19 protein-coding genes are annotated in these 20,753 nt (G+C 47.0%); 2 read left to right on the top strand and 17 right to left on the bottom strand.

The genetic code is table 11. The annotated features are described in order from the left end of the window. Positions 1-20: 20 nt before the first annotated feature. From J2Z28_RS04970 to hxlA, 12 genes are all read right to left on the bottom strand, one after another. The gene (locus J2Z28_RS04970; RefSeq protein WP_211081439.1) at positions 21-3,194 is read right to left on the bottom strand and encodes a bifunctional cytochrome P450/NADPH--P450 reductase; all 3,174 of its coding nucleotides are present in this window, start codon (positions 3,192-3,194) and stop codon (positions 21-23) included. Positions 3,195-3,493: 299 nt separating this feature from the next. Next, positions 3,494-4,048: a glutathione peroxidase gene (locus J2Z28_RS04965; RefSeq protein ID WP_211081438.1), complete on the bottom strand. Its 555-nt coding sequence runs from the start codon at positions 4,046-4,048 to the stop codon at positions 3,494-3,496. 214 nt (positions 4,049-4,262) lie between these two features. After that, positions 4,263-4,988 carry a LutC/YkgG family protein gene (locus J2Z28_RS04960; RefSeq protein ID WP_211081437.1) on the bottom strand — a complete coding sequence of 242 codons (726 nt, stop codon included), beginning with the start codon at positions 4,986-4,988 and terminating at the stop codon, positions 4,263-4,265. Then, entirely contained in the window at positions 4,978-6,498 is a 1,521-nt protein-coding gene (locus tag J2Z28_RS04955) for a LutB/LldF family L-lactate oxidation iron-sulfur protein (RefSeq protein WP_211081436.1), read from the bottom strand. Before J2Z28_RS04955 ends, J2Z28_RS04960 begins: the two co-directional genes overlap by 11 nt. Then, on the bottom strand, positions 6,495-7,223 hold the full coding sequence (locus J2Z28_RS04950) for a (Fe-S)-binding protein (protein WP_211081435.1): 729 nt from the start codon (positions 7,221-7,223) through the stop codon (positions 6,495-6,497). Before J2Z28_RS04950 ends, J2Z28_RS04955 begins: the two co-directional genes overlap by 4 nt. A gap of 113 nt (positions 7,224-7,336) precedes the next feature. Further along, positions 7,337-8,098, bottom strand: coding sequence for a DeoR/GlpR family DNA-binding transcription regulator (locus tag J2Z28_RS04945; RefSeq protein ID WP_211081434.1), 762 nt, complete (start codon positions 8,096-8,098; stop codon positions 7,337-7,339). A 1-nt stretch (position 8,099) separates the two neighbouring features. Further along, on the bottom strand, positions 8,100-9,593 hold the full coding sequence (locus J2Z28_RS04940; protein WP_211081433.1) for a rhamnulokinase: 1,494 nt from the start codon (positions 9,591-9,593) through the stop codon (positions 8,100-8,102). Positions 9,594-9,828: 235 nt separating this feature from the next. Continuing rightward, positions 9,829-10,344, bottom strand: coding sequence for a DUF2500 domain-containing protein (locus J2Z28_RS04935; RefSeq protein ID WP_244988124.1), 516 nt, complete (start codon positions 10,342-10,344; stop codon positions 9,829-9,831). 110 nt (positions 10,345-10,454) lie between these two features. After that, positions 10,455-12,257 carry an oligoendopeptidase F gene (gene pepF, locus J2Z28_RS04930; RefSeq protein ID WP_211081432.1) on the bottom strand — a complete coding sequence of 601 codons (1,803 nt, stop codon included), beginning with the start codon at positions 12,255-12,257 and terminating at the stop codon, positions 10,455-10,457. A 527-nt stretch (positions 12,258-12,784) separates the two neighbouring features. Continuing rightward, positions 12,785-13,144 carry a winged helix-turn-helix transcriptional regulator gene (locus tag J2Z28_RS04925; RefSeq protein ID WP_062833989.1) on the bottom strand — a complete coding sequence of 120 codons (360 nt, stop codon included), beginning with the start codon at positions 13,142-13,144 and terminating at the stop codon, positions 12,785-12,787. A 267-nt stretch (positions 13,145-13,411) separates the two neighbouring features. Next, entirely contained in the window at positions 13,412-13,975 is a 564-nt protein-coding gene (gene hxlB / locus J2Z28_RS04920; protein ID WP_047842632.1) for a 6-phospho-3-hexuloisomerase, read from the bottom strand. A 4-nt stretch (positions 13,976-13,979) separates the two neighbouring features. Continuing rightward, a complete protein-coding gene (gene hxlA, locus J2Z28_RS04915; protein ID WP_036670570.1) occupies positions 13,980-14,612 on the bottom strand; it encodes a 3-hexulose-6-phosphate synthase in 633 nt (210 codons plus the stop codon). 377 nt (positions 14,613-14,989) lie between these two features. Between hxlA and J2Z28_RS04910 the strand changes: the two genes are divergently transcribed. Further along, a complete protein-coding gene (locus tag J2Z28_RS04910) occupies positions 14,990-15,883 on the top strand; it encodes a hypothetical protein (RefSeq protein WP_211081431.1) in 894 nt (297 codons plus the stop codon). Positions 15,884-16,135: 252 nt separating this feature from the next. Here the strand turns inward: J2Z28_RS04910 and J2Z28_RS31755 are convergent, their stop codons facing one another. Further along, positions 16,136-16,330, bottom strand: a complete 195-nt coding sequence (locus J2Z28_RS31755; protein WP_415841532.1) for a DUF6199 family natural product biosynthesis protein — start codon at positions 16,328-16,330, stop codon at positions 16,136-16,138. A 254-nt stretch (positions 16,331-16,584) separates the two neighbouring features. Beyond that, the gene (locus tag J2Z28_RS04905) at positions 16,585-17,667 is read right to left on the bottom strand and encodes a lactonase family protein (protein WP_211081430.1); all 1,083 of its coding nucleotides are present in this window, start codon (positions 17,665-17,667) and stop codon (positions 16,585-16,587) included. Positions 17,668-17,881: 214 nt separating this feature from the next. Between J2Z28_RS04905 and J2Z28_RS04900 the strand changes: the two genes are divergently transcribed. Next, a complete protein-coding gene (locus tag J2Z28_RS04900) occupies positions 17,882-18,811 on the top strand; it encodes an AEC family transporter (protein WP_211081429.1) in 930 nt (309 codons plus the stop codon). Here J2Z28_RS04900 and J2Z28_RS04895 read toward each other — a convergent pair. From J2Z28_RS04895 to J2Z28_RS04885, 3 genes are read right to left on the bottom strand one after another with little or no spacing between them, the layout of a single operon-like run. Then, on the bottom strand, positions 18,789-19,379 hold the full coding sequence (locus J2Z28_RS04895; RefSeq protein ID WP_211081428.1) for a DUF2062 domain-containing protein: 591 nt from the start codon (positions 19,377-19,379) through the stop codon (positions 18,789-18,791). The two genes, J2Z28_RS04900 and J2Z28_RS04895, sit on opposite strands and share 23 nt — an antisense overlap. A 58-nt stretch (positions 19,380-19,437) precedes the next feature. Further along, positions 19,438-19,896, bottom strand: a complete 459-nt coding sequence (locus tag J2Z28_RS04890; RefSeq protein ID WP_211081427.1) for an OsmC family protein — start codon at positions 19,894-19,896, stop codon at positions 19,438-19,440. Between the two features lie 20 nt (positions 19,897-19,916). Beyond that, complete coding sequence (locus J2Z28_RS04885; RefSeq protein WP_036608860.1) at positions 19,917-20,684, bottom strand: DeoR/GlpR family DNA-binding transcription regulator; 768 nt, start codon at positions 20,682-20,684, stop codon at positions 19,917-19,919. Positions 20,685-20,753: the final 69 nt, after the last annotated feature.

Raw genomic sequence — 20,753 nt, 5'->3', positions numbered from 1 at the left:
TGACCCTTCACATGTGTACATCAGATGCCTGTCCATACGTCCTTGGCATAACGACCTTCCTGCTGAAGCTGATTAAGCCAATCTTCTGCTTCCTTCGCGGATTTGCCATGAATATCAGCGTATGCCTGCTGGAGTGTAGCTTCCACATCAGGTGCCATCTTGCTGCCATCACCGCAGATATACAGATGCGCACCCTCTTCAAACAAAGGAATCAGGTGACGGGCATCGTCTCTCATCAGATGCTGTACATAACATTTCTCCTCCCCATCTACACGGGAGAAGGCCGTATGAAGTTTCACAAGCCCTTCTTGCTGGGCTGCTTCCAATTCATTTTTGTACAGATAATCATGCTCGGGATTCCGGCATCCAAAGTACAGGTGGGCTTCGCCAACCTCACGACCTTGTTCCTTCAATACGTGCCTTGCCTGCAAGAAACCTCGGAATGGAGCAACACCTGTACCCGGACCTACCATGATAACGGGAACCTGTGCATCCTCCGGCAGTTGGAAGCCGGATTCCGGTGTCCGCGTGAACATGACGATCTCGTCACCCGGTTTCAGGTTAGCCAGATAGTTGGACGCAATGCCTTTGTATTCTCCCTGTCCACTCCATGCTGGGGCGCGCACAACACTGACCGTAATACTCGCTTGATCGGGCTGAACACGCGGTGAACTGGAGATCGAATAATATCTGGCTTTTAGTGAAGGCAATAATTCAAGGAAACGCTCAAACGGCAGTTCACATGCCTCATATTTCACCAGATAATCCAGCATGGAGATCCGTTTGTTCCGAACTTCATCCATATACACAGATTCATCAAGCAGCGCTTCAAGTTCTTTCTTATGCGGTGGACATACTGTGTATGCTGCCATTTCTCTCAACTGCGCACGAGTTGCCGCCTCCTGAAGCTCAACGCTATGACTGAGCAGATCATACAGGTTCACCGGTTGATGCAGCGGCAGATGCGCGGCACTCCGACCGGATGCATCCAGAACAAGATGCTCCGTTCCTGTGAATCCATAACGACGCAATACACGTTCCACAAGTTCCGGTGGATTCTGTGGCAGAATGCCCAGATGATCCCCTTCCTTGTAGGTTATGCCTTCAGGCAATTTAATCTCCAGGTGACGTGTGCTTCGTTCACTGCCCGCGTCGTGAAGCTCCCTGTTCTCAAGTACTTCTGCCACATGGGCATCATACGTATCCGCAAGCGGTGTTACGGCGAGCCCACTGACAAACTGTACAGATAGGGAACTGCGTTCGCTATTGGAGCTTGTGTTCAGTTTCAGTCCCATCGTTCGTGCGAGATCTGGCCATAATTGCTCTGTCCAATCCCCCACCTGTTTCTCGAAATCTCCACTGGCATCTGACTCACCCAGCGGTGATAACCGCTCTGCTCCTCTGGAAGATAACTGTTCATCTATTAAACGCGGAATACGCTGATAGGTGGTGGCCCAGTTGTGGTCACCGCATCCAAGAACGGCGAAACGCACACCTTTGAATTCATTCGCATCTGCATGTTCTATCCACTCGACAAACATCTTGGCATTACTTGGCGGCTGACCATTATAGGATGCACTGACAATAATGACGGCACCCTCCTTTGGCAGTTTGCCAACACGATCATCCAGCGTAGCAACCTCACTCCGGAAACCCTGATATCTGGCGGTATCCGCAATTTCACGTGCAATGCCTTCAGCGGTACCCAGATTGGAACCGTACAGAACAAGCATCGGTGTGTGGTGGGCATTTGCTGCATCCGGCTCCGTTCTTTTGGCAACTGGCTTTGGTTCTTCTACCGCTACACCCGGAACGGCCATGACTGGCTGCCCGCCACGCGCACGTACACGAATTGTGAAGTTATCCGGTTTGAGCGTCAGCGTTTCTTTCACTTTTAACTGATAATCAGAATGATCTATGAAGTCAAAATGCTTCAACACCATGCCCAGTACCAGCGTTGCTTCCTGAAGTGCAAACTGCTGACCAATGCAGGCCCGTTGACCGTTACCAAAAGGTTTATAGGCATCATGCGGCACCTTGCTCGGATCTTCGAACCGTTCCGGACGGAATTCCTCTACGTCATCTCCCCATGCTTCGCGGTCGCGATGCAGCTTGGGAATAAGTACACTGACGCTGTCTCCTTTTTGCAAAGGATATTGACCCGCAAGTACCGTGTCCTCTTTTGCATACAGGGAAAATGCCGGGGCCGTTGGCCATAACCGCAATGCTTCGTTCAAAACCATGCGGACGTACTTCAGATTGCGAACCTGATTGTACGTGGGAACCGGATCTTTCAGAATCTGATCCACCTCAGCTTGGGCTTTAGCCAGCGTATCCGGATTCTTCATCAGATAATAAACGGCGAAGGATAACAGTCCACTTGTGGTCTCATGTCCAGCAATCAGGAATGTAATAATCTGATAACGGATGTTCTCATCATCCAGCGTTTCTCCTGTCTCCGGGTCCTTGCCGCTGAGCATGTGGGACAACAGATCATCTGCCCCTTCCTGCGGTTTCTCTTTGCGCTCGGCAATAATGTGATCCACCAAAGAGAACATGGAACGGATATCCTGTTCAAACTGTTTCTTTTTGGTGATCATCAGCTTGTCTTGCAGACGGAGTCGCTGCAATGAACTCATGGATTCGTCCAACGCACGAACCATGCTCGTAATGAATGGATGTGGTTCTTCCCGATAGAAGCTGTTAAACCGATAGTTGAACCCACATAGGCCAATCGTGTCGAGCGTAAGGCGTGTCATATCATCCGGAACGTTAACCGTCTCATCCGGGTTCAACCGTGACCATTTCTGAACCAGCTGCACAGCCAGATCAATCATTTTGTTGTGATATCCCTGCATGGCACGTTGACTGAAACTTGGCAGCAGTACGTTATGGGCTTTTTTCCAATTCGGCTCCTCGGTCCAACTCGTAAATAGTCCATCTCCTGCAAAAGCACGAACCTTCGCAAGGGGTGCCCACACACGTTTGTCGAATTTGGATTCATCTGTTACCTCGGCGACTAGTTCGTGACCGGAAATATACAGTTCACTCCGCCCCGGGTATTCCATACGAAAGATCGGTCCATATTCTTCAGCCAGTTTCACCAGGGATTGCACCGGCTCATCAAAGTTTAATTGCGGCAAGTTGCCCAGTGGGCCAAAGGTTTTCGGTTGAGGCACTGAAATTGGTGGCATGACACTCACTCCTTCTTTCCAAGTTAAGAGTTCTACAACTAAAAAATAATGACTTGATTTACAGACGCGATTACACTTACTCTTCAGATCAACAGATTCAAGTTATTTTTTGCACATTTTCATATTTCATCCAGATAACGATAAAACCATCAAAGAACTAACTGACCGGAATGGTATATTGGTCATTTTTGATTAAAAAAAATGGAGCACTTCGTTATCTTCTTTTACCCTAACATTTCCAGTTCTAATCTTCAACAGTCCCAAAGTCATAGGACCTCAGGACAGGGATTGCGATATACCTATGATTTCTTTAACAAATTCTGGATAACCGACTCCATCTCTAATGGAGCTATTGTCGTTTCATAACGGCCATGGACGTCCCCATTACGGTCAATCAGGAATTTGGTGAAATTCCATTTGATTCCGTCTCCTTGGTACAACTCTGGATACTTTTCCTTCACAAAGGTGTCCATCCACTCTCCTTCCTTTGTGGCCAGATCATAACCTTGAAATGGCGCTTCTTCAATCAGATAACGGAACACAGGATGCATCGATTGCCCAACGACCTCAACCTTCTCCAAAATCGGAAAGGATATCTGGAACTGACTTCTGCAATACTCGGCTATTTCCGTGTTACTCCCAGGTTCTTTGTCGTTAAACTGGTTGCACGGGAACGCCAGAATTTCCAGCCCCTGATCACGATAGTTCTCATACATCTGCTGAAGTTCATTGAATTGGCGGGAGTAGCCACACCGGCTTGCTGTATTCACAATAAGTAGCACCTTCCCTTTAAAAGCAGAAAAATCACCCTTGTGTCTATCCATAAACGGAACTTGGTAAGAAAATATACTCATCTGTATTCATCCTCCTCTTTATCTTTTGTATCTCATATGAATTCTCTCTTGAGATGGATTATACACCCCCATCATTAATAGGTGAAATATATAATTAATATAATTTTAATAGCTTTTAACTATAAATCGTGAACAAAAAACTGTCCTCAGCAGTCAAACACTGCATCTCGGACAGTTATCAAAATCATGATGCGCTATCACGCTCAACACATCGTTAACCCATAATTAAACCATATACAATGCCTGGTCCGTGTACTCCAATGGTTAAATCATTTTCAATATCGGAAGATCGGCTTGGCCCTGAAATAAAGTGAATGCCTGCGGGAAGATTCTCTCTTCCCGCTTCGTCAAATCGATCCAGCGTCTCACCCAGTCTGGTGTACAGTCGATCTACTGGAATAATGATGATGAGTACCGTAGGTAAGAGACTGACTGAACGACCTTTTTCCGGTGAAGAAAGTACAGTGACTGAGCCTGTGTATGCTGTTGCATAATCCGCCATGACCACACCGATATCAGCCTCAGCTGCCCGAGCCTTCCAGTTCTCATCCGCCTGACTATTCCACACTGAGATCTGTACGTCCGGAAGCTGCTCTTCCAATCCGAGTTCCTGTAACGCCTGTTCATTCTGGCGAATGATATACCTGGCACTCAGTTCATGAGATTTGTTGGCTATAAATTGAGATACTTCTTCCATGTTCTGAACCCGGGCAATGTGTGCGCCTACACTCACAAAGTTATCGGTAAATGCTTGGATACGCTTCTCTTCATCCCATTCCAGTTCAGTCCAAAAGTCGGGTGCTCCCCGAAAGGGTTGGGTCGGCGCATGGCGTTGCCTTGGTCTCCTCAATTTCGAAGCAATGTCATTCATGAACTGCTCCTGTTTCTCAATGGACTTCTTCTCCAATTGTGCAAGCCATTGCTGATGTTCAGTAACCATGCTTAGTACCCTCCCCTTCTTCTCGCTCACGAATAATCTGCTCCATGCGGCTGCGAACGGAAGGATCCATGGCCGGTTGCTCCTGGTTCAGTTCCTGATCCAGCTTGTTCCATTGCTGCCGGAAGGATTTCTTGGCGAGGCTTGGCGCAACCCGATACTTGTTCCAGCCTTTGAGTGGACCCAACTTGAGAGTAATGCCGTTGTTGCGTACAACTGCCTTCTGCCCGATCTGTCCCAGACGTATGGCCGCACTGAAACGTTTGGAATTGGAAACAACGGCGGCAAATCCCTTCATACCCATGCTTTCCATTTTGTTTCCATGGCCGTCTTCCACTTTACGCCTACGTAGATAAACGAGCATATCATGCAATGGAATTTTAACTGGGCATGCTTCATAACAGGCTCCGCACAGACTCGAAGCACCCGCAATATCGTTCCATTCATCAATGTTGCCATTGAGTGCAGGTGTCAGTACCGCGCCAATCGGACCACTATAGGTTCCGCCATAGGCATGACCTCCAATATGACGATATACCGGGCAAGCATTCAGACAAGCACCACAGCGAATACAATTCAGCAACTCCTGGAATTCAGGATCACCGAGCTGTAAGGATCGACCGTTGTCCACGATAATAATGTGCATTTCATCCGGTCCATCGGCATCCGCTGTACGGCGAGGACCTGTGATGCCTGACATGTACATCGTTAGTTTCTGACCTGTTGCAGAGCGTGGCAACAAGGTTGCCATGACCTCCAGATCTGTCCACGACGGGATAATCCGCTCCATGCCCATCAGTGTAATCTGCGTTTTTGGAACAGTAGATACCATACGGGCATTACCTTCATTTTCAAACAAAACCATGGAACCCGTCTCTGCAATCGCAAAATTGCAGCCGGTCATGCCGATATCTGCTTCGAGGAACTTCTCGCGCAACTTTTTGCGTACAAATCCGGCAAGTACCGTTGTGTCCGGCTCCAGAATTTCACCCGCTTCCTTCGTTAACAACTCTGCAATCTGGTAGCGGTTCTTATGGATCGCTGGAATGACAATATGAGATGGGGCTTCGCCCGCCAACTGAATGATATATTCACCCAGGTCAGTCTCGATGGCTTCAATGCCCGCCGACTCCAACACATGATTCAGATGTACTTCCTCCGACACCATCGATTTGGACTTCACCACCGTAGAAGCCTGCTTGTGCGCCGCAATATCCAGCGCAATCGCCGCTGCTTCCACCGATGTATCTGCAAAATGAATATGAACCCCGTTCGCACGGGCGTTATTCACAAATTCATTCAGATAATAATCCAGATACGCAATCGTATGCAAACGAATCTGACGGCCACGTTCCCGCCATTCATCCCAATTTCCATGTTCTTCTGAGGCAGACTTCTTCCCGTTACGCAATCGTTCTGTCGTGAATTTGACCGCTTTACGCAGAAAATCATCATTCAAGGCCAGTCCGGCACGTTCTTTGACCGTAGTATCCATGACTCCCGGTTGGCTCATCCTGTTCGCACCCCCTCATATAGTAGTTCCGCCAAATGCATTACACGCACCGGTTCATTCCGATAACGCAGATTACCTGCGATATTCATCAGACAGGCCATGTCCAGCCCCACCAATACTTCGGCTTGTGTCTCTTTGATATGATCGACCTTCTCCGTCACCATCGCTCCTGAAATATCGGACATTTTAATGGCAAACGTACCCCCGAACCCGCAGCAATCCTCAGCGAAAGGAAGTGGAACCAATTCCAGTCCTTTCACCTGAGAGAGCAGCGCCATCGGCTCATCCTTTACACCCAGCAGACGGCTGCCGTGGCAGGATGGATGATAGGTTACTTTGTGCGGAAAATGTGCGCCCAGATCGGTTATCCCGAGTACCTGAACAAGGAATTGAGTAAACTCATAGGCTTTGGCTTCCAATCGTTTTGCCTTCTCTAACCATACTGGTTCATCCGCGAACAGCTCGGGATAATGATGAATCATATACGTACACGATCCCGAAGGACATACCACAAAATCACTGTCGTCAAATGCTTCAAGAATAGTTTTGGCCGCTACCCGAGTCTCATCCCAGTACCCGCTATTGTAGGAAGGCTGACCGCAGCAGGTCTGCACTGGCGGAAAATCCAGCCGAACGCCATGAGCGGCGAGCAATCTGACCATGGCCTCCCCTACTCGGGGATAGATGGCATCGCTGAGGCAGGTAATGAATAAGGAGACCTTCATAATTACACGCTCCTATTAACTGATTAGTAGATGAATTAACTAAGAATATTTACACTGGACACTCCGTTTCGTGTAAATGTTTAGTTCAATTTATATAGATAAAATCTGAAAGATTAAACCGTGATGATACCAATATCGTATCCGCTCAAACGTTCTGTCTGTTCAGCCTCCAATGGCTGATTGGTAACGATCATATGGACTGCATTTAACCCGGATACTCGGGCAAAAGCACGAACACCAAATTTACTGGCATCTGCAAGTAAGATGACCTGATCGGATATGCCAACCATCTTCTGCTTCAGCCTTGCCTGGAGTTCATTGGACTCACTGATTCCGCCACCTTCGAGATGTACACCTTTGCACGACATGAACATTTTATCCACGTGATACGTTTCCAAAGAACGCTCCGCGAGCGGCCCAACAAAAGACAACGAGCGAGATGCCAGCTGGCCCCCTGTTGAGATGACCTCAACCTTGTCACGGCTGCTGAGTTCAGTTGCGATTTGGATCGAGTTGGTTAAGACCGTCAGCGGGAAATCCGGCATATTCGCTGCCATATAACCTGCCGTTGTGCTCGCATCCAACAGAATGCGATCACCCGGATTAATCATCGCCAGAGCCGCTTGTGCAATCCGCTTTTTCTCTTCCGCATGGGTTGTCTCCCTGATCCGGTAAGGAATCTCCGGTTGATCTTCCTTCACACTCACTGCACCACCGTGAGATCGGCGCAGTCGGCCTGCCTGTTCCAGCCGATCCAAATCCCGCCGGATGGTTTCCTCCGTCACCCGGCAGCGCTCACTAAGCTCGGATACACGCATACTGCCCTTTACATTCACCATCTCCACAATTCGGTCATACCGCTCGGCTGCCAGCATGTTACACCTCACTCCCCGCTTGTGAATTAGATGAAGCCGTCACACGCAGAAATCTGCCATAAGCATCTTCCCAGATTGACCTGTCCTGCGGTTCATACGCAGTTACCGGAAATGAATCACGAATGGCCTTACGAGCTTCCCAGATATCTTTAAAAGCTCCGCTCGCTATCCATTGCACAGCCATATTTCCGATGGCACTTCCCTCTGCTGGACCTGCCCATACCGGCTTACCAATGGAATTTGCAGTCCACTGACATAACAGGCGGTTCTGGATGCCTCCACCGACCATATGCAATCCGTTGAACGCCTGACCCGACAATTGCTCCGTCCATTCCAGAACTCTTCTATACTTCAATGCCAGACTCTCCAGAATTGCCCGGGCAATAGCCCCCTGTTCCTCTGGTACCACTTGCCCTGTATCACGGCAATACTGACGTATACGCGTCGTCATATCTCCTGCTGGCATGAACAGTTCATCATCGGGATCAAACAAACTGGCAAATGGAGGTGCCTGTTCCGCCTGCGCCAATAACGCATCATAGCTAATTCCCTGCCCTTGGCGGTCCCACTCCCGCATGCTTTCCTGCAAAATCCATAAACCCATAATGTTCTTCAGCAGACGGAATGTTCCGCCCGCCCCGCCTTCATTCGTGAAGTTCAAGGCCAGACTCTGGCTACTTATCGCAGGATGATCTATCTCCGTACCCATCAGGGACCAGGTTCCACAACTCAGATAAGCAAATGAACGTTCCGTTGCAGGAACAGCCACAACGGCTGAACCCGTATCATGCTCCGCAACAGCAATCACGGGGATCGGGGACAATCCCAGATCGTTACAGATACTGCTTCGCAATTGTCCAACACGGGTACCTGGCAGCACGGCTTCACCAAACAGTTTCTCCGAAATACGAATATGCGCCAGCAACTCACTATCCCACTGCCCCGCTGATGGATTGTATAATTGTGTTGTGGTTGCATTGGTGAACTCATTCACCGCTTCCCCTGTCAGGAAATAACGTAGCAAGTCCGGAATCATGAGAAAACGCTCTGCTTCATGAAGTAACGGGGAACCGCTGCGTTGAAGCGTCGCCAATTGATACAGGGTATTAAAGCCAAGAAACTGTATCCCTGTACGTTCGAAGATTCGCTGAGAGCTCAGCTCTTGGCGTACCTGATCCATCATGCCGTTAAACTGTGTATCACGGTAATGATACGGGTTACCAAGCAACTCACCATTACTGCCAAGCAAACCAAAATCAACGCCCCAGGAATCGATCCCCAGGCTCTCCGGCTGTTCCCCTTGCTGCTTCACAAGGGTAAGTCCTTGCAACAATTCATGATGTAATCGCAGAATATCCCAGTGCATCCGCTCGCCAACCTTCACTGGTTCATTCTTGAACCGATGGATTTCGCTCGTTTCGATCCCTCGATCATTCAGATGTCCCAGTAACGCTCTCCCGCTCCCAGCGCCCAAATCATAAGCCAGCACACTCACCGCGCTTCACCAACCTTTCGAACCCATCCTATTTTCCAAACGGTATCCCTTGATTCAGTCCGTAACCCTGTACTTTATTCTGTATTTATTGTTTGTTTGTTTTTGTTTAATACTGTTTAACTTTATTTAACGAGTATATCACCATTGTAAGCGTTTGAATACCCTTCGGTTTTTCTTTCTTTTGGGTATACCAAAAACGACTCTCTCCCACCTGGGAGGAGCCGCAGTTCTTTTTTCACGTATAAAATTGACCTTTGCTTACCCCCGACTGGGGTTGTACATCTCTCTCAAAATGCTTGAAACGTGTCCCCTGATACGTCAGCATCCCTCGATCATTTTCCACCATCATGCCATAATGGTTTCCGCCAACAATTAGTTCAGTGCGCTCCCCATTGTCGAATTCAAATGTAACATAATACCGGGTAGTCGCACTGCTATCGCCGCTGCCACCTGAGACTTCCGTTCGTTTGGCCACCACCGTTGAGTGCAGGGTTAACAAGGCCGCTGCGTTATTCGATGACCACGTGCGTACCCCTGAAATTATAACAAAAACAATAACTCCCGCAATGATGAGAAATATGCCGCCAATGAAAATCGAAGCAAATGCATTCATTGTAGCAAACTCATTAAATCCCGAAAAAAAACCACCTTGATTGCCTTCAAAACCCGGTACTCCATTCATGTCGTCAAACACACCAAAGCCGTCTACGCTTAATCGGCCCATCGATGAGGACACGCTCGTTAACGCCATTCATCATCGTTCCTTTCCCCTTGCAAAAATAAGATGCACCGCCCCCACGCAAGGAAGGCGGTGCATGCAGACAACCCGTTCTGCCTTGTCCATATACTATATGAACCAGATCAGGAATACAGACGTTCAAGTTCGTCGACCAGACTGCCGACATAAGCAACCGCAGAGCGAATCGGCTCAGGTCCGGACATATCCACACCCGCAAGCTTCATTAACTCCTGTGGGGTGAGACTTCCACCAGCTTTGAGTGCATCAAGCCAGCGATCTACCGCAGGCTGTCCTTCTTCCCGAATCTGCTGTGCTGCCGCTGTGGAAGCCGTCAAGCCTGCTGCATAGGTATATGGATATAGTCCCATATAATAATGAGGTTGTCTCATCCACGTGAGCTTGGCCCCTTCATCAATTACCAGATCAGGTCCCCAGAATTCGGAAAGGATGTCTCCTTTGAGCTGACTTAACGCCTTCGCCGTAATGGGCTCATCTTTGGTTGCGCGTGCATACACCCTGCGCTGTAATTCACCTTCCAGCAGATGTGTAACGAAGTTATGGTAATACGTGTTCAACAGTTGCAAAATGACCCAGCGACGCATTCTCGGATTATCGGAACGCTTCAATAGATGATCGGCCAGCAGCATTTCATTCATCGTCGATGGTGCCTCAATGAAATAAAGAGATGGCCGTGTATTCGTGAGACGTTGGTAACGTCCCGCAAGCATGAAGTGGCCCGCATGCCCCACTTCATGGGCAAGTGTAAATGCTCCGCGCATATTGTTTGCCCATGAAATTAAGATATAGGAGTGTGAACCATATATAGAGGAGCAAAATGCCCCTGTGGATTTGCCTGCGTTATCTGCGTAATCCACCCAGCGATCACTGAATGCGCGCTCTACGATCTCGCCGTATTCCGGCCCAAGCACATCAAGTGCTTCTCGAATGAGTATGCACGCCTCATCATATGTAATGGCAGGGCTAAATTCAGGATCAAGCGGCGCCTTCAGATCACAAAACATCAGTTTGTCCAGACCCAGCTCACGTTTCTTAAGAGCCGCCAGTCTGCGCATATGAGGTGCGAGTTCCTGCTGGATAATATCCAGAATATTATTGTACATCTCTTTGCTCACTTGCTGTGGGCTGAGAAGCATATCTGTAACATCGTCGTAACCACGCAGCCTGGATAAAACAACCTGTTTCTTCACTTCGGTTGCATAACCTTCTGCAAACGTATTTTTGTAATCATTTAATTTCGAGCTGAATGCAGCATAAGCAGAACGGCGCAGCTTTGTATCAGACGACATCTCATAATTATTTTCATAGAATGACCAGGATAACGGACGATTATTGTCCTCTCCATCAAGAGCATCGTCAAACGTCATGTCTGCCAGTTTACCGCGCAGATAGATACGGTATGGCGAATCCAGTACCTCTCCTAATGAAGCGAGTACCTTTTCGGTCTCAGGCGTAAGCCGATGTGCTTTTTCTCGAATCAAACGCTCCAAACTGCGCGCATACGGCTCCAATCCCGGAAGTTCTTCAAGGTAACGTTCAACGGTTCCCTCCGGCAGATCAACGATCTCCGAATTGACAAAAGACAAGGACGACGACAGATTCGATAGGATATCTCCTGCCTTGGCTGAATTCTCAATATTCACCGGATTGGTGCTGTCCTCTGACTGCTTCAAGCGGGCATAAGAAGCCGTCTTGCCGATCCGCTCCTGCAAAGCTTCACGTGCATCCAGACAAGCCAGTAACTGTTCAGCGCCTTCGCCCAGACGTCCTTTGAACGTTTCGATCTGGGCAGCAGCCTGAGGAAGTGATCGAAGCTCCTGCTCCCACTCTACATCGGTTACAAACAAGTCTTTCAGATCCCAAGTCGTTTCTGGGTTTACTTCAGCACGTGTACGTATTTTTTCCATCTTTAGTTGTCATCCTCCTTGCATTTTCCAATATCTCTCATCGTATCATATTCCAGTTCAAGGGAGTATAGATTGGACTAAAGATTATTCACACTTACCACTTCGATGACAGAACAACCTTCCGATCGCTGTTATCCCCAGATTTTTTGATTCCCCTTTTTCAAAGGTGAAAATCCGGGGATAAAGGCGCAGCGTATGCTTCCGATGTAGCTTTCTTTCAGAAAGCTTTTAGCTCCACTTCTTCAGGTTCTTTCTGTCCTCTACGTTCTCGTGTGAATGTTTAGTTCCATCTATATAAAAGGGGTATTTAGGATAAAGGCCAGTATATGCTTGCGATGTAGCTTTCTTTCAGAAAGCTTTTAGCTACGCTTCTTCAAACTATTTCTGTCCTCTACGTTTCGTATAAACTTTTGCTCATGTGACCATGGTCTGAAAGTAACTAAAAAAACCGCCGGGTAATGGAAGAATCCATTTACCCGGCGGTTCATTATAGAACTTACTTATTTAGCTTCTTAGAACTTACTTATTTAGCTTTCTTTCCAGATTACATTTTCACCATAGTTTTTACCCCAGTTATACATCGCGTGCAGGACGGGCATCAGGCTTTGACCGTGATCTGTCAATGTATATTCCACACGTGGAGGGACTTCTGCATACACCTTGCGCTCAATCAGTTTGTCTTCCTCCAGCTCACGAAGCTGGTTGGTCAGCATCTTCTGGGTAATATGAGGGATTAGGCGTTTCAGCTCACTGAAACGTTTGGTGCCTTCCAGACCCAAATGCCACAAAATAATCAGTTTCCACTTGCCACCGATCACCGCAAGGGTCAATTCCTTCTCACAGTTGATTTCTTTCAGATTAATCCGTTCCTTGACTTCGGCTGCCATGGCTCCGAGCCCCCTCATCTTCAATCTTATATCGCGTATATTACACATATCACGGGGACACTTCACACGAGGTAAGCTTTCCGCTCCATGCATGATGTAATAAGTACATTCATTCGATACAGCTATCTATTAATTCTACTACAGCCTGGTCGGGATGCAAAGTTTAACTGTAAATCACGGATAAAACCTATACAGATGAATGATTATGTATCGCAGAAAAGACCAGAACCCTTCATAATCAAAGGATTCCGGTCTTTCATCTATTCACTATTCCAGGTTCGCGTGACGGCCAAACATATCCGCTCCAGTCATACCCTTCATTTCCATCATCGTAAGAATGAGAGCATCCATGCCGATTAACAGTCCTTGTTCGAACAACGAACCCATCGGCTGAATGGTTACTGCCGCTCCGGAAGTTGCTGTGTCCTCTTTGGCTGAAGCCGGGAGACGCACTACCGTAGTTGCCAATTTCCCAATCGTGGACTCTGGCTTAATTGTAATGAGACCTACAGGCGCACCAGCTTGACTAGCCTTTTGAGCCATGGCTACCAGACTGCCTGTCTCTCCTGAGCCAGAGCACAGCAAGAGGAAATCCTTAGAGCTGATCCCAGGTGTTACGGTCTCGCCCACCACATATACACGAAGCCCCATCTGCATCAGTCTCATGGCAAAAGCCTTTCCCATAAGTCCTGACCGGCCTGCTCCTGCTACAAAAATCTGTTCCGCAGCCAGAATGTGCTCAGCCATCGCTTGCATCTCTGCATCGTCGATCTGGCTTAAGGTACGTTCCAGCTCCTTCAAGATGTCAGCTGCGTACTGTGTTTTGCTCATCTGCTTACCCTTGTTTAACGAGACGTTGCATTTCAGCTGCAACTGCCGCTTTGTCTGCTTGTCCTGTGATACCGCCGCCTACAATAACCAGATCCGGTTGTGCTTTGATTACTTCTGGCAATGTTTCCAGCTTGATTCCACCAGCAACAGCCGTTTTAGCATTTTTCACAGCAGCTTTGATCGTTTGCAGATCTTCGAACGGGCTTTGTCCTTCAGCTTGCAGATCATAACCTGTGTGTACACAGATGTAATCTACGCCAAGCGCATCAATTTCACGAGCACGTTGTTCAAGGTTAGGCACGTTGATCATGTCCACAAGAACTTGTTTGTTTTGTTTCTTCGCTTCTGCTACTGCACCTTTGATCGTACTGTCATTGGTTGCCCCAAGCACAGTGATCAGATCTGCACCAGCCTCAGCTGCTTTCATGATTTCATAACCACCAGCATCCATGATTTTAAGGTCTGCAAGAACTTGCAGATTAGGGAATGCTTCTTTCATCGCTTTTACCGCGTGCAAACCTTCATTAATAACGATTGGAGTACCAATCTCAACGATATCAATATATTGTTCAACCTCTTTAACCAATGCGATACCTTCAGGGATATTTACCAAGTCAAGCGCCAATTGCAATTTCATCATTTATTTCTCCTTTGTTGTTCAAGTATGATTCGTTCCTATAAAAATAATAATCAGATATTTAGCCTGCACCAATTGGTCTGTTCAGATGCATGCAGTGTTTGTTTTGGCTACTCACTCATTGTAGACCCTGACTATCCATTCAGGAAGTACGCACTTTGAAGTGGGGTAGTTACTTGCACGATACTAATGATAATTATTCGTTGTTAGGTGAATATGTAATCTAGATCTATCCCCTCTTGAATTTACTCATTTTATAATTAAGCCAATAAAAACGGTTGTAATTATTTGACAAAAAAATATCATATGTGTTTCACTATATATGAATATGGAAAATTATTCTAAATAAAACAACCAAATTTGAAGGAGGAATCATTATGAAATTCAAGTCCTTAGTTTCCGGTTTTTTGGTGGCGGCTCTATTATCTATTGGGCCAAATGTTTTTGCAGATGCATCTAAACCACAAGCTTTTGAGGGGATTGCTTATAACAAGGCCGATTTGAATGAGTTTGCTAGCTTAGAGAACATTAAGTTCTCCCAAGATGAAGGAAATCTAGAAGTCAGTTTTGAACTTAATGGGAAGATTATTGAAATTGAGGCCGTTAACTTCGGCAAAGATGAAAACGGAAATAAATATGCGACAAAGGAACGTGAAGACGGTATTTCGTTCAATCTACTTGAATCCAATGGTAATATTACGGGTGTAGCAGTAAACACCAAGGTTTCTCCTATAAATCAAACCATTGAGGATGCCTTTGGATTTGTTATCTCTAAAAGTGCGGATCAAACTGCACTGAAGCAAACACTAAATCAAGTACAATCTGAACATAGCATAACTCTAAAAAAATCTATACAAAATATCAATTCCCTGCCTCACCAAGAATTGTCTCTAACTGATGTTCGCCCCATGGCTGCTGATTTGCATGTACTGGCAAGTGGACTAAGTGTTCCATTTTTAATCAGCGGTGGTTTCTCAGAAGGCTGGGTATATTCTAGTTATCAAACTCAACAATTTTTCAAACTTACTAATTTAAGATACAGTATCGCTTATAACTGGCCTTCTGATGGCGTATCATTATGGTATGATTACTTAAACAGTAATCAGGCATATCACTCACCGGCTTGGCCGTCTGCTGGACAACAGAATGTAGGAGGAGAATGGATTATTGATGCTACTAAAGGTAAATTCGCAGCAGAAACTACAGTTAGTGCTATTGTAAAACTCGTTCCTCTGATGTGGACAATCTATGATACAGCTAATATTCGATAAAGTATAAGACTATTAAACGGCTACAAAATGTTCAGTGATACCCAAGTCATATTACTGCCTTGGGTTTTTTTATGTGTTCAAGTATATGTACATCGGGGAAACGATCGGTTACCTATTCTCTGTATTCATATTAAGCCTTGAATTGCAATCCATGCTCTGTTACGTAAATATTCACGCAATTTTCAGACAACAGAGACATTAAAAAGCTGTCAAGGACTTTCTCGACAGCCTGAATCGTTCCAGAAAGTTATTTCATATCTCTCTAAAAAGTAATGAGATACCCACGATCAAGAAAACAACTCCACCGATCCGGTAAAATAGGAGAGAAACGCTACTCGGTTCTGCGTCACCCTCAAAACGCCACCAGTTGGATAAAAACCAAGAAGTTCGGGGACTAAAAACAGAAATGAGTCCCATTAAGTTAAAAACAATAACAAAAATCCACATTGAATGTTACCCCCCAAGAGATATATTCACGAAACGTTCTTATCACACATTATATAGTAAGCGTATACATTTTAGAATAATAAAGTAAATAATTGTATACAATTAATATTCAAACATGATCTTCCTTTAACTAACTCATGATTAAAAAGAGACCACTTATCCTCTTGAAAGAGAAAGAAAGTGGTCTCTTTTATAAAGACTCTGCCATTCAGGAGGGTCTTACAAAATTCGTGCTTTACCGTGTGATGTAAGTCTTACAGATATACTGGTTTCACGCATACCGGCTTGGATACACCTGTGCTGTGACCAGTGTATTTCAGACGTCCGCTCTCCTGATCTACCGTGAATGTCACAAGGTTGTTCGTATCGCGGTTAGCTGCGATCAACAGTTTGCCGTTAGGTGTCAGCGCAAAGTGACGCGGGTGCTCACCTTCTGCAGATACATGCTCAACCAGTGTCAGGTGACCTTTGTCTGCATCTACTGCAAATACAACGATACTGTCATGTCCACGGTTAGAACCATATACATAACGTCCATCATTGGAAACTGTGATTTCTGCTGTTGTATTCTCTTTGCCATCATATCCATCAGGTAGTGTGGATACTGTAGACAATTCAGTCAACGTGCCCGCTGCTGCATCATATTGGAACGAAGTAATGGAAGAATCCACTTCATTGATGACATAAGCGAATTGACCATTCGGGTGGAACGCCAAGTGACGTGGGCCTGCTCCCGGATGTGTTTTGGTTTCACTGTGCAGCACAAGTTCATTTTTGTCTGCATCAATGGAATAGATCGCGATGTTATCTGCGCCCAGATCCTGTACCATCATGTATTTACCATCTGGGCTGAAGAATGCGGAGTGAACATGTGGCTTGTCCTGACGTTCAGGATGCGCACCTTGTCCTTTATGTTTCTTCTCGTCCAGAAGCGCTCCAACTTCACCGTTATCCGTCAAGGCTTGCAGACCTACCAGGCCACCGTGGTAGCTGGACAGGATCAAGTATTTGCCGGAAGGATCACGCTGAATATGACATGGTGGAGCTGAAATGGAGTCATTCCGGTTCAGCAACGTTAATTTTCCTGTAGAAGGATCAATGCTCAGAGCTACCGCTTCAGACATTTTGTTGCCTTCAGCTGACGCTGTTTCACCAATCGCATACAGTTTGTTTCCTTCAGCATCCACGTTGACAAACGTTGGGTTTTTCACACCAGCGATGCCGTCAAGCTTGGACAAGCTGCCTGTATCCTCATTCAATTCATATGCATAAATGCCCTCATTTTCCGCTTCAGCGTAAGAGCCAGCCAGTACGAGCAAGCGTTTTGATTCACTCATTACAGTTTCCTCCTCTATGTGTATGTAATCTTGTTGCACCTCTTCTATAATAAATCTGCCATATCAAAATAGCAATCCGCTGTCGCTGCCCATCAGGGAAATCCTTAGTTAAGCAAGGCGATTACTACACATCATCATACTGAAATCCATTCATATGGGATGCATCTTCTGCTATGATAAGATAGGTTTTTCATCCAGAAGGGACTGAATTGCATTGCTTCACTCATTTTTACTCACGTTATACCATGTATTCCTGCCGATATCACTTCCCGTGATTGGAGGTATTTTGTTAAAACGCTTCAAGAATTGGGATACCCGGTCGCTCTCGACCTTTTCCCTTTATATTTTGAGCCCTGCGCTCATCTTCAATACATTGCTGCATGCAGAGATTACCTGGACCGACGTTACCAGCACGTTCTGGTTCTCTATTATTAATCTAATTGCTCTGTGGGCCCTCGCCGAGCTGTTAAGCCGGGTGTTCCGTCTGGGTGCAAGCGAAAAAGCGGGTCTCACCCTCGTCTCCACGTTTACAAACTGCGTGAATTACGGGCTCCCGCTTGTACTGCTTGCCTTTGGTCAGCTTGGGCTCGACAAGGCTTCCGTCTACGTCATTGGACAGATGATCATTGTTAATACGGTAGGTATCTTTTTTGCCGCGCGATCCGAATTCACGGTGAAAGAAGCGATTTTGTCCGTTTTCCGCATGCCATCCATCTATGCTGCTGGTATCGCCATTGCACTGCGCGCGTCCAATCTTAGCCTGCCTGACGCGCTGGATGGAGGGATCTCCATGCTGGCTGCGGGCTACTCGCCTGTTGTTCTCGCCATTCTGGGAGCACAGATGCTCAGACCCAAAGGTGCAATGGTGCCTTGGCTGCCCAATGTACGCCGAGCTTTCTGGACCGGGCTTGTAGTCCGTCTCGCAGCTGCGCCAATCTTGTCCTGGCTGATACTGACCGCTCTTCAGGTCGAAGGTACGTTGTTCAGTGTGCTGCTGATCCTCGCATCGATGCCGACCGCAGTGAACGCCGTTATTTTGGCTGAACAGTTCAATGCTTCTCCGCAGTTTGTATCCCGCTGCATTCTGTGGACCACCGCTGCATCCATGTTGATGCTGCCCATTATGATTGTGATGGCTTCCTGATTAATACCGGAGGTGATACCGAAGCGATATCCGCTTGTCGGCGTTTCTCCAGCCGGCGTTCATAACGCCGGTTGAGCGCTCTGACGTAGAAGAATTTTACGACAAAGTACGAAATCACACCCAGAATGACACCGAACACAGACATGCCTGCCAGAATATCCAGTCCACCAAGCAACAATTCACTCACGGCCGCCCAGTTCCCACGAAATAGCTCCATGAATGCACTCTCATGTACCAGTCCCTGTCCCATGCTGTGAGCAGGCAATATCCATGAGCCAATTTGTTTGGCGAGCGGCATCAGAATAATAGGTAAAAACGTAAGTTTCCCGATCACATTGCCAACAATCGCTGCTGGCATCGAACCCCCAGACAGTCGCACAATCGGATAAAATACGAGATATATCAGGGAAGCGGTCGAGATCACGATCAGTTCCAGTCCGAACCCTATGGCAAATCCGGTAGATACTTTATGGGCACCTCCGGGAGCACGTAACAATTTGAGAAAATTCAGCTTCATAGCACGTGTTAAACGTACCCAGCGGTTAGTCTTGCGCTTCTGTGTGTTCATACCGAATTACTCCTTATTTTACACAAATGACAACTTGAATCGTCTATTCTTCAGTATATCACACCGCGTTAGCACCTGTAGTAACAACGACCGGCTGTGTCTCCATCTGGACATTACCTGCCACCGCTCGGGAGATCATGCAGGAGGATTCAGCCTTATGCGCCAGGCGCTCAGCCTTGGTCAGATCCGCCTCAGAGGCATCTTGGCTGAGTACAATCCGGGGTCTATGTACGATCCGTTCGTACGTAAATACGTTATTCGTAACATCTACCGTTGCTTCCGATTCAAGCGTTAATTCATCCGGCGTAATGTCCGAACGCTCCAGCATCGCTGCCAGCGTGATCAGGTAACAAGTGGAGGCTGCACCCAGCAGCATCTCGTCCGGGTTGGTTCCCGTACCGGGTCCGCCCATCTCCTGCGGAATCGATATGACCGTTTTTAATCCACCTGCATCGATTGTTCCCTCACTGTTACGCCCACCATTCCATACCGCTTTCAGATGAAAAGGATGTTTCATGACATTCATTCCTTTCTTGTTTACACACGTATACACGTAATATTCTGCTCAATCAATGCGCTAACGTGCTCTTCGTCTACACCCTGATCTGTAATCACTTTCCCCACACTGCTCATCTCAGCAACTCTGGTAAACGCCTGTATGTTAAATTTGCTGGAATCTGCAAGTAAAATGACCTCATCCGCAATATGAATCATTTTCTGCTTCACCAAGGCCTGTAATTCATTGGATTCACTGATGCCTTTGGTCAGATGCACTCCTTTGCAAGACAGAAATACTTTATCCACATGATAGGCATCAAGCGAACGTTCCGCCAGCGGTCCTACAAAAGACAGTGACTTCGAAGCCAGTTGCCCACCTGTGGCAATCACACGAATCTGCTCCTTGTTACTCAGCTCTGCGGCGACCTTAATCGAGTTGGTTAATACCGTCAGTGGAATGTTTGGCAATCCTGCCGCCATATACCACGCCGTTGTACTTGCATCCAGGGCGATCCGGTCGCCGGATTCCACCATTTTCACCGCTTCGCTTGCAATTCTACGCTTCTCTTCTGCATGGGCTACAGCCCGTTCCGGATATGGAATCTCCGACTGTAACTCATCCTTATATTTCACGCTGACCGCCCCGCCATGGGACCGTCTGAGCCTGCCCGCCTGTTCGAGCTTGTCCAGATCACGACGAATCGTCTCTTCCGTCACCCCGCAGCGCTCACTAAGTTCGGTCACACGCATGCTACCTTGCGTATCCACCCATTCCACTATTTTCTCATACCGTTCAGCTACGAGCATATTCCTTCACTCCAAACCGTTGATTATCCAGTTGATCCTGTTCATCCATCATACCACAGAGCGATGACA

The sequence above is a fragment of the Paenibacillus xylanexedens genome (assembly GCF_017874615.1).
GTDB classification, from domain to species: Bacteria; Bacillota; Bacilli; order Paenibacillales; family Paenibacillaceae; genus Paenibacillus; species Paenibacillus xylanexedens.
The sequence above is the reverse complement of the archived record's forward strand: the minus strand, read 5'-3'. Positions and strand labels throughout refer to the sequence as shown.

What these genes read in the sequence shown, in the direction of transcription:
- J2Z28_RS04910 (WP_211081431.1), top strand. Translation starts at nt 14,990, where the DNA reads ATGAAATTCAAGTCCTTAGTTTCCGGTTTTTTGGTGGCGGCTCTATTA.
- J2Z28_RS04965 (WP_211081438.1), bottom strand. Translation starts at nt 4,048, where the DNA reads ATGAGTATATTTTCTTACCAAGTTCCGTTTATGGATAGACACAAGGGT.
- hxlB (WP_047842632.1), bottom strand. Translation starts at nt 13,975, where the DNA reads ATGAGCAAAACACAGTACGCAGCTGACATCTTGAAGGAGCTGGAACGT.
- J2Z28_RS04960 (WP_211081437.1), bottom strand. Translation starts at nt 4,988, where the DNA reads ATGGTTACTGAACATCAGCAATGGCTTGCACAATTGGAGAAGAAGTCC.
- J2Z28_RS04935 (WP_244988124.1), bottom strand. Translation starts at nt 10,344, where the DNA reads ATGGCGTTAACGAGCGTGTCCTCATCGATGGGCCGATTAAGCGTAGAC.
- J2Z28_RS31755 (WP_415841532.1), bottom strand. Translation starts at nt 16,330, where the DNA reads ATGTGGATTTTTGTTATTGTTTTTAACTTAATGGGACTCATTTCTGTT.
- J2Z28_RS04905 (WP_211081430.1), bottom strand. Translation starts at nt 17,667, where the DNA reads ATGAGTGAATCAAAACGCTTGCTCGTACTGGCTGGCTCTTACGCTGAA.
- J2Z28_RS04895 (WP_211081428.1), bottom strand. Translation starts at nt 19,379, where the DNA reads ATGAACACACAGAAGCGCAAGACTAACCGCTGGGTACGTTTAACACGT.
- J2Z28_RS04970 (WP_211081439.1), bottom strand. Translation starts at nt 3,194, where the DNA reads ATGCCACCAATTTCAGTGCCTCAACCGAAAACCTTTGGCCCACTGGGC.
- J2Z28_RS04885 (WP_036608860.1), bottom strand. Translation starts at nt 20,684, where the DNA reads ATGCTCGTAGCTGAACGGTATGAGAAAATAGTGGAATGGGTGGATACG.
- J2Z28_RS04890 (WP_211081427.1), bottom strand. Translation starts at nt 19,896, where the DNA reads ATGAAACATCCTTTTCATCTGAAAGCGGTATGGAATGGTGGGCGTAAC.
- hxlA (WP_036670570.1), bottom strand. Translation starts at nt 14,612, where the DNA reads ATGAAATTGCAATTGGCGCTTGACTTGGTAAATATCCCTGAAGGTATC.
- J2Z28_RS04955 (WP_211081436.1), bottom strand. Translation starts at nt 6,498, where the DNA reads ATGAGCCAACCGGGAGTCATGGATACTACGGTCAAAGAACGTGCCGGA.
- J2Z28_RS04950 (WP_211081435.1), bottom strand. Translation starts at nt 7,223, where the DNA reads ATGAAGGTCTCCTTATTCATTACCTGCCTCAGCGATGCCATCTATCCC.
- J2Z28_RS04925 (WP_062833989.1), bottom strand. Translation starts at nt 13,144, where the DNA reads ATGGCAGCCGAAGTCAAGGAACGGATTAATCTGAAAGAAATCAACTGT.
- J2Z28_RS04945 (WP_211081434.1), bottom strand. Translation starts at nt 8,098, where the DNA reads ATGCTGGCAGCCGAGCGGTATGACCGAATTGTGGAGATGGTGAATGTA.
- pepF (WP_211081432.1), bottom strand. Translation starts at nt 12,257, where the DNA reads ATGGAAAAAATACGTACACGTGCTGAAGTAAACCCAGAAACGACTTGG.